The sequence below is a fragment of the Pseudonocardia oceani genome (assembly GCF_019263585.2).
Lineage (GTDB): Bacteria > Actinomycetota > Actinomycetes > Mycobacteriales > Pseudonocardiaceae > Pseudonocardia > Pseudonocardia oceani.
This window is the reverse complement of record NZ_JADQDF010000001.1, coordinates 5,993,479-6,007,949: the sequence shown is the minus strand read 5'-3', so window position 1 is coordinate 6,007,949 and position 14,471 is coordinate 5,993,479. Positions and strand designations below refer to the sequence as shown.

Here is a 14,471-nt window from a genome sequence, read left to right as displayed (position 1 = left end):
AGCGCCGTGTCCGAGCGCACCGACCTGCCCCTGCCCGACTACGACCACCTCACCACCGGCGACCTCGCCGGCCGGGTGCGCACGCTGCCCGCCGCGCCGCTGCGCGAGCTGATCGCGCACGAGGAGGCGCACGGCAACCGCCTGCCGGTGCTGGAGGTGCTGCGCGCCCGGCTCGCCGACGTCGAGGACGGCGCCCCGCTCTCGGCCGGCGACCCCGCCGCGGCGCGCCCCGAGCAGGCGCCGGCACCGGACGGCGGCTCGGAGGTGAGCGGGGCGGGGGCGCAGGTGAACAACCAGCCGCTGCGCCACGGCGTCGCCGGTCAGACGCCGAACCGCGACATCCGGGGCCGCTGAGCCGTCCGGCGCGGCGGGAGCAGGACCAGCAGCAGGAGTTTGATCTGTCGCCCACGGGGCATCTGAAGGTCATGATGCTGAATCGGGCCCCCGGCGTGTACCGGGCCCAGAGCGACACCGAGGTCCTCATCGACGTGATGCAGCGCGGCGGCTACGCCGAAGGACGCCACGTGCTCGACGTCGGCACCGGGTCCGGTGCCATCGCCCTCGCGGCCGCCAGGGCCGGGGCCGCGTCGGTGACGGCCGTGGACCTGTCCGCCCGGTCCGTCGCCGCCGCGCGCCTCAACGCCCGCCTCGCCGGGCTCGACATCGACATCCGGCGCGGCGACCTGTTCGCGCCCCTGACCGGGCGGCGCTTCGACCTCGTGGTGAGCAACCCGCCCTACGTGCCCGCCGCCACCGACCGCCTCCCCCGCCACACCCGGGCCCGCTGCTGGGACGCCGGCGTCGACGGCCGCACGTTGATCGACCGGATCTGCGCGGGCGCGGCCGACGTGCTCACCCCCGACGGGCAGATCCTGCTCGTGCACTCCGCGCTGTGCGGAACACAGGCGACCGTCGACGCGCTGGGCGACGCCGGCTTCGTGCCGTCGGTCCTCTCGCGCGTCACCATCCCGTTCGGTCCGGTCATGCAGGGCCGCGCGGCGATGCTGGAGCAGCGGGGCCTGATCGCCGAGGGCGAGCGGTTCGAGGAGCTCGTGGTCGTCAGCGGGATGCGCTGAGTCCTCGGGCGGGGCCGAGTCCTCGAGGAGGAAGGTCCCGACGGGACCGACCGGGGTGCGCGGGCGCACCGCCGAGCCCGTACGGTCGACCCGTGCGAGGACGGCGGCGGTGACCCGACCCCCGGTGTCCTCCGCGGCACCCGCGCCCGACCCGTCCGGCGCGGCCGTGTTCGAGGACCTGCCGACCCCGGTCTGGGAGACCGCGGGTCCCGACCACCGGGTCCGCGCGGCCAACCGCGCCGCCCGCGGGCTCGTGGGCGGCCCCACCCCGCTGGGGCGTCCGCTGCACCGGGCGCTGCCCGGCCTCGACGCCGACGCGCTCGCCCGCGTCGCGGCCGTGCGCGCGGGCGGGGCACCCGAGCGCGTGGTCTGGGCGATCGACCTCGACGGGCGCCGCGCGGTGCTGGAGGCCGATCTGGTGCGGGTCGACCGTCCGGGCCCGCACGGGCCCGGCGTCCTGGTGCAGGCCCGGGAGGTCGACGGCCCGGGCTCCGACCGCGCGGCCACCCGCACCGCGCAGCAGGCGCTGCTGCCCGGGACCCTCCCCGTCCTGCCCGGCTTCGAGCTGGCGGGCCGCTACGTCCCCGGCGCCGTGGCGACCGGCGGCGACTGGTTCGACGTGGTCGTGACCGACGGCGGCGACGTCGTGCTGCACACCGGCGACGTCGTGGGCGACGGCCCGGCCGCGGCCGCCGCGATGGCGTCGCTGCGCGCGGTCCTGCGCACCGCGCTCGCCGAGGGCGCGGAGCTCTCCGCCGCACTGGCCCTGCTCGACCGCGCCGCCGCCCGGGACGTCGACGGTCGCGGCGCCGCCGTCTGCGTCGTCGTGCTCGACCCGGACACCGGCGCGTTCACCCACGCGCGCTGCGGGCACCCGGTCCCGGCCGTGCGCTCCCCCGGCGGCGCCCTGCGCCTGCTCGACGACGGGGGCACCCCGCCGCTGGGCCTCGGCGCCGCGGCGCCCCTCGTCGCCCACGACCGGCTGGAGCCCGGGGAGACGCTCCTGCTGCACACCCGCGGCCTCCTCGCACGGGCGGGCGCGCTGCCCGCCGCCCTGCCCGTGCCCGCCCCCGGCGCGCACGGCCTGCGTTCGGCGGGCCCGGCCGACGCCGTGTCCGACGCCCTGCTGGGCGCGATGCTGGCCCGCCCGCTCGACGGGGACGTCGCCCTGCTCGCCGCGCACCGCCGCCAGGCACCCGTCGAGGACATCCGGCTGGCACTGCCCGCCGACGTCGGTCTGCTGGGCGACCTGCGCGAGCGGCTCAGCGCGTGGCTCGACTCCCTGGACGTCGCCGTCGAGACGCTCACCGCGCTCCCGCTCGTCGTCACCGAGCTGGCCAGCAACGCGGTGGAGCACGCCTACGCCGGCGCCGATGCGCCCGGTGAGGTCAGGGTGAGCGTCGTGCTCGACCGCACCGGCGACGTCCGCGTGGTCGTCGAGGACGACGGGCACTGGCGCCCCGACCCGGGCCCCGACCCCGACCGGCACGCGGGCGGGCTGGGCCTCGTCGTCGTGCACGAGCTCGCCCGCACCGTCGCCATCGACACCGGGCCGTCCGGCACGCGGGTCACGGCGGTCTGCGCGGCGCGCCGCCCCGCCGTCGTCAGCCGCGGCGCCGTGCCGGCCCTGCGGATCGTCGGTGACCCGCTCACGTTGCACGACCGGCCCGGCACACCGCCGGCCGTGGTGGTGACCGGCCCGGTCGACACCGCGACCGTCGCCCAGCTGCGCGCGGCCGTGCTGCGGGTGTCGGCGGGAGGCACGCGCCCGGTGGTCGTGGACCTCACCGCCGCCACCGTCCTGTCCAGCGCCGGGGTGCGCCTGCTGCACGAGACCACCGGATTCCCGGTGCCGCCGCTCGTCGTCGCGCCGGGCGGTACGCCGTCCGGTGAGGTCCTGCGGATGACCCGGTTCACCCGTCCGACCGACACGGGAGGCCGACCCGGTGTCCGCACTTGACCCGCCCGCGAGCGGGCGTACGGTGGGGCGGTCCGCACCGTCGGCTCCGAAGGGGATGCGGAGCGCTTGGACCCCTCCACCGTTCCACTGCACACCGTCCGGGTCGGCGACCCGGACGCCGATGACGTGGTCGTGTGCGAGGTCCGCGGCGAGATCGACGTCAGCAACGTCGCCGAGCTGCACACCGGTCTCGCCGACGCGTTCGCGCGCGGGCGCGCCGTGGTCGTCGACCTGAGCCTCGTCCACTTCTTCGCCTCCGCCGGCATCCGCGCGCTGTTCGACGCCTGCGCCGACCACCTGCCCGACCGCCCGATGACCGTCGTGACCGGTCCCGGGGTGCGCACCATCCTGCGGATCTGCGGCCTGTCCTCGGTCGCGCCGTGCCTGCCCGACCGCGAGGCCGCCGCCCGCGCGTGCCGCGACGCCCTGTCCGCACTGCGCGACTGACTCCGGTTCCCGGGGCGCGCCCGCTCGGGGGGCCGCGCCGTGCACACGGTGCTACTGTCGGACCTTCCGTCGCTCCCCCTGACCCCGCGGGCGGCTCCAGCAGCGCGTTCGTGGGGGTCTCGTGGCGCAGGGGTTGCAATCGGTCGCGCAGGTGGACGGGGACGTCGGCAGGATCGAGCTGACGGGCGACCTCGACATCGCGACCGCCACCGATCTGCGGGCCGCGCTGGCCGCGCTCGTCGACGTCCCGCTCACGGTCGTCGACCTCGGCGGCGTCCTGTTCTGCGGGGCCCGCGGCATGCACGTGCTCGTCGAGGCGGCCGCCCACACCGCGGCCCGCGGCGGGCGGTTCGTGGTGGTGCACTGCCCGCCGGCGGTCAGCACGCTCGTCCGGCTGCTGCACGTGCCGTGGCGGCCGTGGCCCCTCGCGGGTGACGTGCCCGGCGAGGACGACGACCCGGGCATGGAGATCCTGCCCACCCGCACGATCGGCGTCCGCGCCGCGTCGCCCCTAGGGTGAGGGCTCCGCATCCGGCACCCGGGAGGCCCCCCGTGGCGATCGACCCGGCCGCTCTGGCCGCCAGCATCGCCCGGCTGGAACGCGCCACCGAGATCACGGGCGACGGCTCCCCCACCGGGGTGCCCGACCCCGCGGGTTTCGTCGACACCGTCGTGGCGTCGGCCGACGCGCTCTTCGCGCTGTCGGGCGTCGGGCTGATGTTTCTCGACGAGGACGACGCCCTGCGCTACGTCGCCGCCTCCGACGACGCCATCCGCGCGCTGGAGAGCGCCCAGGAGCAGCTCGGCGAGGGACCCTGCCTGGACAGCCTGGTGCTGCGCGAGGTCGTCCACACCCGAGACCTCACCACCGACGGGCGCTACCGCTCCGTCGGCGCGATCGTCGGCCCGCTGGGCGTGCGGGCCGTGCTCGGCGTGCCGGTGGAGGTCGCCGGTATCGCGGTCGGCACGCTCAACGTCTACCAGGACCGCCCCCACGACTGGCCCGACGACGAGATCCACGCGCTGCGCGCCTTCGCCCGGGTGCTGGGCAGCGCGTTCGGTGCGCTGGTGTGGGCGCGGCGCAGCGATGCCCTGACCCGCCAGCTCCAGCACGCGCTGGACAAGCGCGTCGTCGTGGAGCGGGCCATCGGGTTCCTCATGGCGCAGCGCGACATCGACGCGGTCGGCGCCTTCGACGTCCTGCGCCGGGCCGCCCGCAGCAGCCGCCGCACCGTCGGGGAGATCGCGGCCGGGGTCCTCGGCGGGGAGCAACCCGAGGTCGACGCGCCCTCCCGCACGCGCGGGGCGATGGTGCGGGAGGTCGCCGACCGTCAGGCCGGCGGGTAGGGGCTCCCGCGCAGCACCGACGCCAGGTGCGCGGCGTTGGCCGCCAGCGTCGCCGTCGTCGACGCGACGGCCTCCGGGGTCTCCTCGAGGTCCTTGTAGTCGGTGCCGCTCATGGCCTCGCCGTTCCAGTAGACGGCGCCGTTCGCCGGCACCGTGAAGCCGATGTCGTCCAGCGCCTGGAACAGGTCGCCGGTGATCTTGTGCGCGCCGTCCTCGTTCCCGACGACGACCGCGACGGCCACCTTGCCGAACGTCTCCAGCCGGCCCTCGTCGTCGGTGTAGGAGAGCTCCGCGTCGAGGCGCTCCAGGGCGCGGTTGGCCACCGAGCTCATCGATCCGACCCAGGTCGGGGTGGCCACGACGAGGATGTCGGCGGCCAGGATCCGCTCGCGGACCTGCGGCCACTCGTCGCCCTCGCCCATGTCGGCGAGCACACCCGGCTTCACGTCCCGGTCCACGAGCCGGATGGTCTCGCCGGTGACGCCGTGCTTCCCCAGCGCGTCGAGCACCTGGCCCGCGAGCAGGTCGGTGCTCGACTCCTCCGGGGAGGGCTTGAGCGTGCAGTTGAGGACGAGCGCGGTCAGCGGTACTCCGGTTGTCGTCATGATCGCGGCGTACCCGCCCGGGCCGGGGGCAACCACCGGCCCGGGCGGCGCTCGAGGGCGGTCAGCACCTGCAGGACGGCCGTGGCGGCCACCGGGCGCCAGGTCCCGGCGGCCGTCGCGGTGACCAGGACGGCGGCGGCGACCGCGGGCGGGGCGAGCAGCGCGACCGCGTCGCGGCGCCGGGCGCGCAGCCGGGCCAGCGCCGCGGGCGTGCCGCTGGCCAGGTTGACGGCCACGGCGAGCGCGTCGGGGACGCCGGCGCGGCCCCGCCCCAGCGCCCGGGCGAGCGCCAGCGCCGACCACGCCGCGAGGCTGGCGTCGTGGACACGGTCGAGGGTGCCCGGCACGGCGTCAGCCCGCCGATCCGGGGCCGCCCAGCGCGGGGCTGGCGCCGACCGCGCCCTCGGCGAGGCCGTCGAGCAGCTCGCGGGCGCCCTCGACCGAGGAGCGCGACGGCGTCCAGTCCAGGTCGGTCCGGGCGCGCGTGGTGTCCATGACCGGGGTGTTCAGCGCGACGTCGAACCAGCCCGGCGAGACGGGCACCGCCCGCGCCGTGTACAGCCCCGCGACGACCGCGCGCACCGCGCTCCGCGGCACCGGCACGGCCCGCGCCCCCAGCACGCCGGCCAATGCGTCGGCCTCCAGCGCGTCGGCCGCGATGTTGTAGGCCCCGGACGCGCGCCGCTGCAGGATCCGCACGACGGCGTCGCCCACGTCGTCCGCGTGCACGAACTGCAGGGCGAGCCCCGGTGGCACCGGGACCACGGGCAGACGCCGGTCGCGCAGGAGCCCGAGCACCGGGCGCGTCACCAGGGGCCCGAGGAACAGCGAGCGGACCTCGGTGGCGGCGGCGCGCTGCACCACCAGCGTCGGCCGGATCCGGGCGACCGCGACGCCGGGGTTCTCCCGCTCGTACTGGTCGAGCAGCCGCTCCACCTCCACCTTGTGGCGGCTGTAGGCCGAGGTGCGCTGCCCCGAGTCGGGCCACCGCTCGTCGACGGGCTCCGTCGCGCCCGGTGCGTACACCCCGAGCGAGGACGCGTAGACGATCCGGTCGACGCCCGCCGCGGTCGCGGCGCGCAGCACCGCGCGCGTCCCGCCGACGTTGGTGCGGCGCAGCTCCTGCTCGGCGCGCACCGGCTGGATCGCCCAGGCCAGGTGGACCACCGCGTCGGCGCCGCGCACCGCGGGCTCCAGGGCGTCGGCGGCGTCGGGGCCGCCGAGGTCCACGACGTGCCACTCCACCCGGTCGTAGGGCGGGACGAGCCGGGGCGGGCGCCGGCACACCCCCACGACGTGGGTGTCGGGCAGCCGGTCCGCGAGCGCGCGGAGCACTCCGGTGCCGACGTTGCCCGACGCTCCGGTGACGACGAGCCTGCCCGGTGCCGTGGGGGGTGCCATGGGGAGCGGCTACCCGTGGTGATCGCAGCCAACCGCCGCCTGCCCGCCCGTCCTCAGGTCGCGGTGTCCGCCCGGATCCGCGCGACGATCGCCGTCGTCGAGTGGTCGGAGAGGTAGCTGAGCACGTGCACCTCGCCGCCCAGGCGCTCCACCACCGGCGTCTCCGGGAGCATCTGCGCGGTGTAGTCGCCGCCCTTGGCGTAGACGTCGGGCCGGACCTGTGCGATGAGGTCGACGGGGGTGTCGGCGTCGAAGGCGGTGACGAGGTCGACGGCGTCGACGGCGCCCACCACCCCCGCGCGGTCGACCAGCGGGTTGACCGGGCGCTCGGGGCCCTTGAGCCGGGCGACGCTCTCGTCGGCGTTGAGCGCCACCACCAGGACGTCGCCGAGCGCGCGGGCCTGGCGCAGGTAGGCGACGTGGCCGCGGTGCAGGACGTCGAAGCAGCCGTTGGTGAACACGATCCGGTGCCCGGCCCGGCGGTGCTCGTCCAGCGCGCGGAGCAGGTCGCGGTGCTCGAGCACCGTGCCCCGGTCGCCCGCGGCCAGGCGCGCGGTGAGCGCGTCGGCCGAGCAGACGACCGTGCCCGGCCGGGCGACGACCACGTCCGCGGCCGACTGCGCGCAGGCCAGCGCGGCGTCCGCACCGGCGCCGGCGCAGCGCACGGCGGTCCACGCCGCGGTGAACGTGTCGCCCGCGCCGCAGGCCATCGACTCGACGGCGGGCCGCTCGGCGGGCCGGCGCCCCGGCTCGCCGGAGACCGGCAGCCGCACCGCCCCGTCGACGTCGAGGGTGAGCAGGACCTCCGCGGCCCCGGTGGCGGCGTGCAGCGCCGCGGCCCGCTCGACGCCCCACGCCGCGCGATCGCCGGTGGGCGGCGCCTCCCCGAGCAGGGCGGCGGCCTCGGCGGCGCTCGGCGTCACGACGTCGGGGTGCAGGCAGGCCCAGCGGCCCGGGTCGTGGGCGTCGACGACGAGCAGCGGCAGCCGCGACCGCAGCCGCTCCAGGCGCCGCCGCGCGCGCGGGCCCGGCGTGCCGAGCCCGTAGTCGGCCACGACGACCGCGTCGACGCCCGCCGCGACGGCCTCGCTCAGCGCGTCGGCCACGGCGAGGTCGGTGGAGCGGCGGGGCGGCCCGTCCGGCCCGGTGTCGTAGCGCGCCACCGGCTGGCCCGCCGCGAGCACGCGGTGCTTGGCGCTGGTGGCCCGCCCGAGCTCGACGACGGAGCGGTCCAGGCCCACGCCGAGGTCGAGCAGCGCGGCGCGCAGGGAACGGCCGTCGGCGTCGTCGCCGAAGACCGCGACGAGCGTGACGTCGGCGCCCAGCGCGGCCAGGTTGGCCGCGACGTTCGCGGCGCCGCCGGGCGCGGTGCTCGCCGAGTCGGGCTCCACCACCGGCACCGGGGCGTCGCGGCCGATGCGGCGCACCGGGCCGGACACCCAGCCGTCGAGCAGGGCGTCGCCCAGGACGAGCACGCGCGGCGCGCGGTCGCGGACGGTGCCGACGAGACCCGCCGGGGCGGGCGCGACGACCGGGACGCCGGAGGTCGTGCGGGGAGTGGTCGTGGGGGTCACCGGTCCTCCTCGGAACGGGTCGGGGTGGGGCCGGCGGGGTCGGCGCGGCCGGCGGCACGGACGGGGAGCACGGGGTCAGCCCGCGGGCGCGGGGGTGCGGGCGCGTCCGGCCAGGCGCAGGGCGGCCCCGGCGAGCCGGTCGGGTTCGACGTCGAGGCACTGCCGGTCGAACGGGCAGCGCAGCAGCCGGCACGGTGAGCACGGCACGGGCGCGCCGAGCAGGGCCGAGGGCGCGCCCCGGGGGCGCATGTCCCCGGTCCGCTCGGTGCCGGCATAGGCCACCGCGACCGGTGTGCCCAGCGCCGCGGCGAGGTGCATGCCGCCGGAGTTGTTCGTGATCGCGACCGACGCGCGGGCCAGCACCGCGGCGAAGGCGGGCAGCCCGGCCGGGTCCAGCGCGGTGACGTCGGGGTGCGCGGCGGTGTCGACGACGTCGCCGACCAGCGCGGCCTCGGCCGGGGTGCCGGCGACGAGCACGGGCAGCCCCGACGCGGCCACCCGGGCGGCGACCCGGCCGAACGCGGCGGCGGGGTAGCGCCGCGACGGCGCCGACGCCCCGGGGGCGAGCACGGCGAACGGGCCGTCGCCGCGGCGGTCGAGCACCTCCCCCGCGGTGCGCACGGCGGTCGGGGGCAGGGCCAGTGCGGGGGTGGCGCCCCGCGGCGGGACCCCGACCGCGCCGAGCAGGTGCAGGCCGCGGTCGACCTGGTGGGTGGTGTCGGGGGGTGGGGTCACCCAGTGCGTGGCGACGGCCCCGCCGAACTCGCGCGAGTGCACCACCCGGCGGCGGATCCCGGCCAGCAGCCCGACGTGCGCGGCGGGCCACGGCGACTGGGAGAACGAGGTCAGCACGATCATCGTGTCGTAGCAGCGGGCCCGCAGGCCCTCCACGAGGCGCCGCTCGCGAGCGGCCTCCTCGCGGGCCGGTTCCCGGCGTGGGGTGAGCTGCTGCCAGCTGGGCGACACCGTCACCACCTCGTCGACGCCGGGCAACAGCGGCCCGACCGGCGTGCCGGCGGGCGAGGCGAGCAGGTCGATCACGGCGTGCGGGGCGAACGCCCGCAGCGCCCGCACCACCGGCCCCGCCATGACGACGTCGCCCGCGTTGTCGGCGCGGACCACCAGCACCCGCCGCACGGCGTCGGGGTCGAGCGGCTGCCCGCGGTCGGCCCCGGGGTGGTGACCCGGGACCTCGGGCGGGCTCAGGGCCACGACGGCTCGGTGGCCGCGCACACCACGAGCTCGCGGACCTCGCAGCCGGGCGGGCGGGTCAGCGCGAACAGCACGGCGTCGGCGACGTTGCGGGGGTCGTTGAGCTTCGCGTCCGGGCCGGGGCGGTACTGCTCGGGACGGCCGTCGAAGAAGGCGGTGTCCATGCCGCCGGGGATCAGCGTCGTGAGGCCGACCTCGCCGGCGAGCTCCGTGGCCAGCGCCCGGCTCAGCCCGATGACCCCGAACTTCGACGCGCAGTACGCGCTCGCGTCCGACAGCGCGCGCAGCCCGAGGGTGGAGGCGACGGTGACGATCCGCCCGTGGCTCTCCCGCAGGCGGGGCAGCGCGCCGCGGATCACCGCGGCCGTGCCGAGCAGGTTGACGATGACGACCCGGTCCCACTCCTCCCCCGGCACCTCCTGCAGCGTGCCGCAGCGGTCGGTGCCCGCCGCGGTGACGACGGCGTCGAGCGTCCCGGCGCGGGCGGCGAGCTCGGCGACGGCCTGCTCGGCGGCGCGGGTGTCGGACAGGTCGACGACCGCGGTGGGCGCGTCGCCCAGTGCCGGGTGCGCGTCACCGGCGTCGACGCGGGGGTCGACGCGGTCGAGCAGCAGCGGCCGTCCGCCCGCCGCGGCGACGGCGGAGGCGACCGCGCGGCCCAGGCCCGACGCCGCGCCGGTGACCAGGACGGTGCCGGGGCCGTCGCCGCGGGTGTCGGGGGCGGGTGCGGGCCGGGTGTCGGCGGGCCGGGTGTCGGCGGGCTGGGTGTCGGCGGGCTGGGTGTCGGCGGTCATGCGTGTCCTTCCGTCGGGGGAGCGGGTGGGGTGTGGCTCAGTGGGCCACGTCGTCGGCGCCGCCGGCGACGTCGACGGCGGACCGGCGGCGCTGCCCGATCGCGCGCTCGTAGGCGTGCGCGGTCGACTCGGCGACGCGCGACCAGCCGTAGCACGACGTGGCGCGGTCGCGACCGGCCACGCCGAGGCCCTCGAGCAGGGCGGGCTGGGCGAGCATCCGGCGCAGGGCGACGGCGAGCCTGTCGGGTCGCTTCGGCGGCACGTGCACACCCGTCACGCCGTCGACGACGGTGTCGGTGAGCCCGCCGACGGCGGCGGCCACCACGGGCCGCCCCGACGCCATCGCCTCCAGCGGCACCATGCCGAACGGCTCGTACCAGGGCACGCACACGACGACGTCGGCCGAGCGCATCAGCGCGGGCACGTCGTCGCGGGCCACGGCCCCGACGAACCGGACGCGGTCGGTCACGCCCACCTGCTCGGCGACCGCGCGCAACCGCTGGATGTCGGGGTCGTCGTCCAGCTCGCCCGCGGCGGGCCCGCCGGCCACCACGAGCTCGGCGCCGGGCACGCGGCTCAGCGCCTTCACGGCCTCGTCCACGCCCTTGCGCCGCACCAGCCGCCCGATCGAGACCAGCCGCGGCACCTCCGGGTCGCACTCGGCGGCCGGGCCGTCGGGGTGGAAGCGCTCGGTGTCGACACCGCACGGCACGACCGAGATCCGGTTGCGCCGCACGCCCATCCGGACGAGCTCGAACGCCTCGTCGCTGCAGGTCGCGACGACCTGGTCCACGCGGGCGGCGACGGCCTGCTCGGCCGCGACCCGCCCTGCCGGACTGGTGTCCCCGCGACCCTGGTGGCGCCGCTTCACCACCCCGAGGGCGTGGAAGGTCTGCACCGCCGGCACGCCGACGCGCCCGGCCGCGGCGACCACGGCGAGCCCGGACATCCAGAAGTGCCCGTGCGCGACGTCGGGCGGGTCCTGCGCCCACGCCCGCTCCAGCACCGCGGCCATCGCCGGCACGTGCGGCACCAGGTGGTCCTTCGGCACGGGCGCGGCGGGCCCGGCGTCCATGTGCCGCACCGTCACGCCGGGCGCGAACGGGACCGCGGCGGGCGCGGCGGGGTCGTCGCGCCGCGTCCAGACCACCACCTCGTGGCCCTGCGCGCCCAGCGCGCGGCTCAGCTCGGCGACGTGGACGTTCTGACCGCCCGAGTCGGGACCGCCGGGCCGCGCGAGTGGGCTCGCGTGCTCGGAGACCATGTCGATGCGCATGTGCCTCACGTCCTTCCTCTCGTCACGGGCCCGCGGGCCCGCACGTGCTCCTGGTGTCGTTCGACCGTGCGGTCGAGCACCACGTCCCAGTCGGCCAGGAAGCGGTCCAGGCCGTAGCGCTGCAGTGCGTGGGCGCGGGCCGCGGCGCCGCGCCGGCGGGCCAGCTCCGGCTCCGCCACGAGCTCGCGCAGCGCTCCGGCCAGCCGCGCCGGGTCGGTGCCGCAGTACCCGGTGCCGGGTGGGACGGCCTCGACCGCCTCCGTGGTGGCCAGGGCCACCACCGGCATACCCAGGTGCATGGCCTCGACAAGCGCCAGTCCCAGGGACGTCCAGCGGATGGGGTGCAGGTACACCCGTCTGCGAGCCATCTCGGCGTGCATCAGGTCCTGCGGCAGGTCACCGATGCCCCGGATGGTCGCCGGGCGGCCGAGCGCGTCCCCCAGGCCGTCGGTGCCCATGCCGAACACGTCGAGCGGGGCCGTCTCCGACAGCCCGGGCAGCAGGTCGGTGCCGGTGACGCGCCCGCGCCGCAGCGGTTCGTTGACGACGACCGCGGCCGCGGCGAGCTCGCCGGTGTAGCGGCGGCCCGGGTCGACGATGCCGTGCTCGATCACGGTCGTGCGGGCGTCGCCCGCGTCCCAGACCAGGTCGTTGAAGTGCGTGACGTGCACGAGCGGCAGCTCGGGGCGGTCGGCCACCGGGTGCCGCGTCGTGACCGCGGGCCCCTTGGGCGTGTTGTGCTCCAGGTACACGGCGGCGACGTCGCGGCCGGGGGTGCGGCGCAGCCACGCGGCGGCGAGGTCGAGCTCCTCGGGGCGCTGGAGCACGACGAGGTCCACGGGCTCGTCGGCGAGCCGGTCGGGCGGCACCTCGACGGCGTCGGCGGGCCACTCCCACGCCGCGGGGCGGCCGCCGCCCCACGGGCCGCGCTCGGGCAGCGTCGGGAGGAGGTAGCGGTGGCGGCCCTGCACGAACGACGTCGTCCAGGAGCCGTGCACGTGCCACACGAGGATGTTCACGCGGGGATGCCTCCCTCGTCGGCGGGGACGAAGCGGTGCGGGTCGGGGTTGCGGGTGGTGAGCCGCTCGACGGCGGCGGCGACCTCGGCGGGGGTCACGCCGGCCAGGCAGGGGTGACCGGCGACGGGGCAGTCGCGGGCGCGGGAGTCGCGGCAGGCGGCACGCTGGTCGCCCAGCAGCACGTGCGGCACCCCGTGGGGGCGCCAGCGCACGGCCGGGACGACGGGGGCGAACAGCGACACGACCGGCGTCCCGACGGCGGCGGCGAGGTGGGCGGCGCCGGTGTTGCCGACGACCAGCGCCTCGGCGCCGGCGAGCACGCCCGCGAGCCCGGCGAGGTCGGTGCGGCCACCGAGGTCGAGGGCGTCGTCGCCGGCGACCTGCGCGGTGAGGTCGCACTCCCCCGGCCCTCCGGTCACGACGACCCGCCACCCGGCGGCGGCGAGCAGGCGGACGGCCTCCGCGTGGTGCCCGGCGGGCCAGCGGCGGGCGCCGACGGCGGCACCGGGGTGAACGACGACGTAGGGCGGGCCCGTCCAGCCGGCGGCCAGGCGCAGGACGGCGGGCGGCGAGGTGGTGCGGAGGGCGAGGCGCCCGTCGTCGGCGGGATCGGCGGGGAACCCGGACGCCGCCGCGATCGCCAGCGCGCGCTCGGACTCGGGGAGGTCCTCGTCGAGGTCCTCGCCCGGGCGCAGCCGGACGTCGAGCAGGGCGCCCGCGTGGTCGACCGACGCCCCACCGACGAACGGCACCCCGGCCAGGCGCAGCACGAGCGCGATCGGCAGCGGCGACTGGTGGAACGAGGTGAGGACGACGGCGGCGTCGAAGCGGCGCGCGGCGAGCGCGCCGATCAGCGCGGCCGTGCCGGCGGTCGTCACCGGCGGCGGGTCGGCCAGCACCCAGGGCGCGGCGAACTCCAGCACGTCACCGACGCCGGGGAGCAGCCGCGCGGCAGGGGCGCCCGCCGGGCCGCACAGCATCGTCACCTGCGCGTCGCGGGCGATCGCGCGCACCGCGGGCCCGGCGAGCAGGACGTCACCCGCGCCGTCGAGGCGGACCACCAGGACCCGCCTCACGCGGCGGCCCCAGGGGAATCGGGGACACCGGGGGCCTCGCCCAGCAGCGTGCGGACGGCCTCGACGAGGTCGGCGCGCACCAGGCGGGCGGCGCGGACCTCCTCGGGGCGCGTCACGGGCGTCGGCACCAGCACGCCGACGGCGCCGGCCGCCTCCGCGGCGCCCACGTCCGCGCCGATGTCACCGATCACGGCCACCCGCTCCGGCGCGACGCCGAGGCGGGACGCGGCCGACAGGACCATGCCGGGGGCGGGCTTGCGGCACCCGCAGCCGTCGTCCGGGCCGTGCGGGCAGACCTCCCACACGTCGAACGGGCCGAGCAGGTCGTCGACCCGCCGGTTGACGGCGTCGGCCTGCGCGGCGGTGAGGATCCCGCGGGCGATGCCGGACTGGTTGGTGACGACGCCGACGGGTATCCCCGCGGCACGCAGGAGGGCGACGGCGGGAGCGGCGGAGGGCACGGGGCGGACCCGGGAGGGGTCGCCGTTGTAGGGGACGTCCACGACGAGCGTGCCGTCCCGGTCGAACAGCACGGCGGCCGGGACGGCCGGGCGGTCTGCGCTGATGCTCACCGTGGAGAGGTCACCGGAGCACCCGTACCTAAACACGATCACCGCTACTACTACTCACCGTCACCACTACTACGTTCAGTAGCGGTTTCTCCTCCCGATCGCCGGGTACGGG

16 protein-coding genes are annotated in these 14,471 nt (G+C 77.9%); 6 read left to right on the top strand and 10 right to left on the bottom strand.

All coding sequences use genetic code 11. The annotated features are described in order from the left end of the window. The first annotated feature begins 6 nt into the window (after positions 1-6). The 6 genes from I4I82_RS30145 (at position 7) to I4I82_RS30120 (ending at position 4,830) form a co-directional block, all read left to right on the top strand. The gene (locus I4I82_RS30145) at positions 7-354 is read left to right on the top strand and encodes a DUF8129 domain-containing protein (RefSeq protein WP_218593486.1); all 348 of its coding nucleotides are present in this window, start codon (positions 7-9) and stop codon (positions 352-354) included. A gap of 71 nt (positions 355-425) precedes the next feature. Beyond that, positions 426-1,076: a HemK2/MTQ2 family protein methyltransferase gene (locus I4I82_RS30140; RefSeq protein WP_218596286.1), complete on the top strand. Its 651-nt coding sequence runs from the start codon at positions 426-428 to the stop codon at positions 1,074-1,076. A gap of 109 nt (positions 1,077-1,185) precedes the next feature. Then, a complete protein-coding gene (locus tag I4I82_RS30135) occupies positions 1,186-3,036 on the top strand; it encodes a SpoIIE family protein phosphatase (RefSeq protein ID WP_218593551.1) in 1,851 nt (616 codons plus the stop codon). Between the two features lie 66 nt (positions 3,037-3,102). After that, the gene (locus I4I82_RS30130; RefSeq protein WP_218593550.1) at positions 3,103-3,483 is read left to right on the top strand and encodes an STAS domain-containing protein; all 381 of its coding nucleotides are present in this window, start codon (positions 3,103-3,105) and stop codon (positions 3,481-3,483) included. 151 nt (positions 3,484-3,634) lie between these two features. Continuing rightward, on the top strand, positions 3,635-4,003 hold the full coding sequence (locus I4I82_RS30125) for an STAS domain-containing protein (protein WP_218593549.1): 369 nt from the start codon (positions 3,635-3,637) through the stop codon (positions 4,001-4,003). Between the two features lie 32 nt (positions 4,004-4,035). Continuing rightward, positions 4,036-4,830 carry a GAF and ANTAR domain-containing protein gene (locus I4I82_RS30120; RefSeq protein ID WP_218593548.1) on the top strand — a complete coding sequence of 265 codons (795 nt, stop codon included), beginning with the start codon at positions 4,036-4,038 and terminating at the stop codon, positions 4,828-4,830. Here I4I82_RS30120 and I4I82_RS30115 read toward each other — a convergent pair. From I4I82_RS30115 to I4I82_RS30070, 10 genes are all read right to left on the bottom strand, one after another. Continuing rightward, positions 4,815-5,435 (bottom strand): flavodoxin family protein, encoded by a 621-nt coding sequence (locus tag I4I82_RS30115; RefSeq protein WP_218593547.1) that lies wholly within the window; start codon positions 5,433-5,435, stop codon positions 4,815-4,817. The genes I4I82_RS30120 and I4I82_RS30115 overlap by 16 nt on opposite strands. Beyond that, on the bottom strand, positions 5,432-5,782 hold the full coding sequence (locus tag I4I82_RS30110; RefSeq protein ID WP_218593546.1) for a hypothetical protein: 351 nt from the start codon (positions 5,780-5,782) through the stop codon (positions 5,432-5,434). Before I4I82_RS30110 ends, I4I82_RS30115 begins: the two co-directional genes overlap by 4 nt. A 4-nt stretch (positions 5,783-5,786) precedes the next feature. Then, positions 5,787-6,836 carry an NAD-dependent epimerase/dehydratase family protein gene (locus I4I82_RS30105; protein ID WP_218596285.1) on the bottom strand — a complete coding sequence of 350 codons (1,050 nt, stop codon included), beginning with the start codon at positions 6,834-6,836 and terminating at the stop codon, positions 5,787-5,789. Positions 6,837-6,889: 53 nt separating this feature from the next. Continuing rightward, on the bottom strand, positions 6,890-8,410 hold the full coding sequence (rfaE2, locus tag I4I82_RS30100) for a D-glycero-beta-D-manno-heptose 1-phosphate adenylyltransferase (protein ID WP_218596284.1): 1,521 nt from the start codon (positions 8,408-8,410) through the stop codon (positions 6,890-6,892). A 75-nt stretch (positions 8,411-8,485) separates the two neighbouring features. Next, on the bottom strand, positions 8,486-9,622 hold the full coding sequence (locus I4I82_RS30095) for a glycosyltransferase family 9 protein (RefSeq protein WP_218596283.1): 1,137 nt from the start codon (positions 9,620-9,622) through the stop codon (positions 8,486-8,488). Continuing rightward, positions 9,613-10,416, bottom strand: a complete 804-nt coding sequence (locus I4I82_RS30090; protein WP_218596282.1) for an SDR family oxidoreductase — start codon at positions 10,414-10,416, stop codon at positions 9,613-9,615. The genes I4I82_RS30095 and I4I82_RS30090 overlap by 10 nt, the downstream gene beginning before the upstream one ends. 37 nt (positions 10,417-10,453) lie before the next feature. After that, the gene (locus tag I4I82_RS30085; RefSeq protein WP_218596281.1) at positions 10,454-11,692 is read right to left on the bottom strand and encodes a glycosyltransferase; all 1,239 of its coding nucleotides are present in this window, start codon (positions 11,690-11,692) and stop codon (positions 10,454-10,456) included. A 5-nt stretch (positions 11,693-11,697) separates the two neighbouring features. After that, complete coding sequence (locus I4I82_RS30080; RefSeq protein ID WP_218593842.1) at positions 11,698-12,711, bottom strand: glycosyltransferase; 1,014 nt, start codon at positions 12,709-12,711, stop codon at positions 11,698-11,700. Next, positions 12,708-13,787, bottom strand: a complete 1,080-nt coding sequence (locus tag I4I82_RS30075) for a glycosyltransferase family 9 protein (protein ID WP_226370330.1) — start codon at positions 13,785-13,787, stop codon at positions 12,708-12,710. Before I4I82_RS30075 ends, I4I82_RS30080 begins: the two co-directional genes overlap by 4 nt. Beyond that, a complete protein-coding gene (locus I4I82_RS30070) occupies positions 13,784-14,359 on the bottom strand; it encodes a D-glycero-alpha-D-manno-heptose-1,7-bisphosphate 7-phosphatase (protein WP_226370329.1) in 576 nt (191 codons plus the stop codon). Before I4I82_RS30070 ends, I4I82_RS30075 begins: the two co-directional genes overlap by 4 nt. Between the last annotated feature and the right edge of the window lie 112 nt (positions 14,360-14,471).

Bases quoted from the DNA above. Each gene is read 5' to 3' on its own strand.
- I4I82_RS30140 (WP_218596286.1), top strand. From the start codon at position 426: ATGATGCTGAATCGGGCCCCCGGCGTGTACCGGGCCCAGAGCGACACC.
- I4I82_RS30115 (WP_218593547.1), bottom strand. From the start codon at position 5,435: ATGACGACAACCGGAGTACCGCTGACCGCGCTCGTCCTCAACTGCACG.
- I4I82_RS30105 (WP_218596285.1), bottom strand. From the start codon at position 6,836: ATGGCACCCCCCACGGCACCGGGCAGGCTCGTCGTCACCGGAGCGTCG.
- I4I82_RS30090 (WP_218596282.1), bottom strand. From the start codon at position 10,416: ATGACCGCCGACACCCAGCCCGCCGACACCCAGCCCGCCGACACCCGG.
- I4I82_RS30085 (WP_218596281.1), bottom strand. From the start codon at position 11,692: ATGCGCATCGACATGGTCTCCGAGCACGCGAGCCCACTCGCGCGGCCC.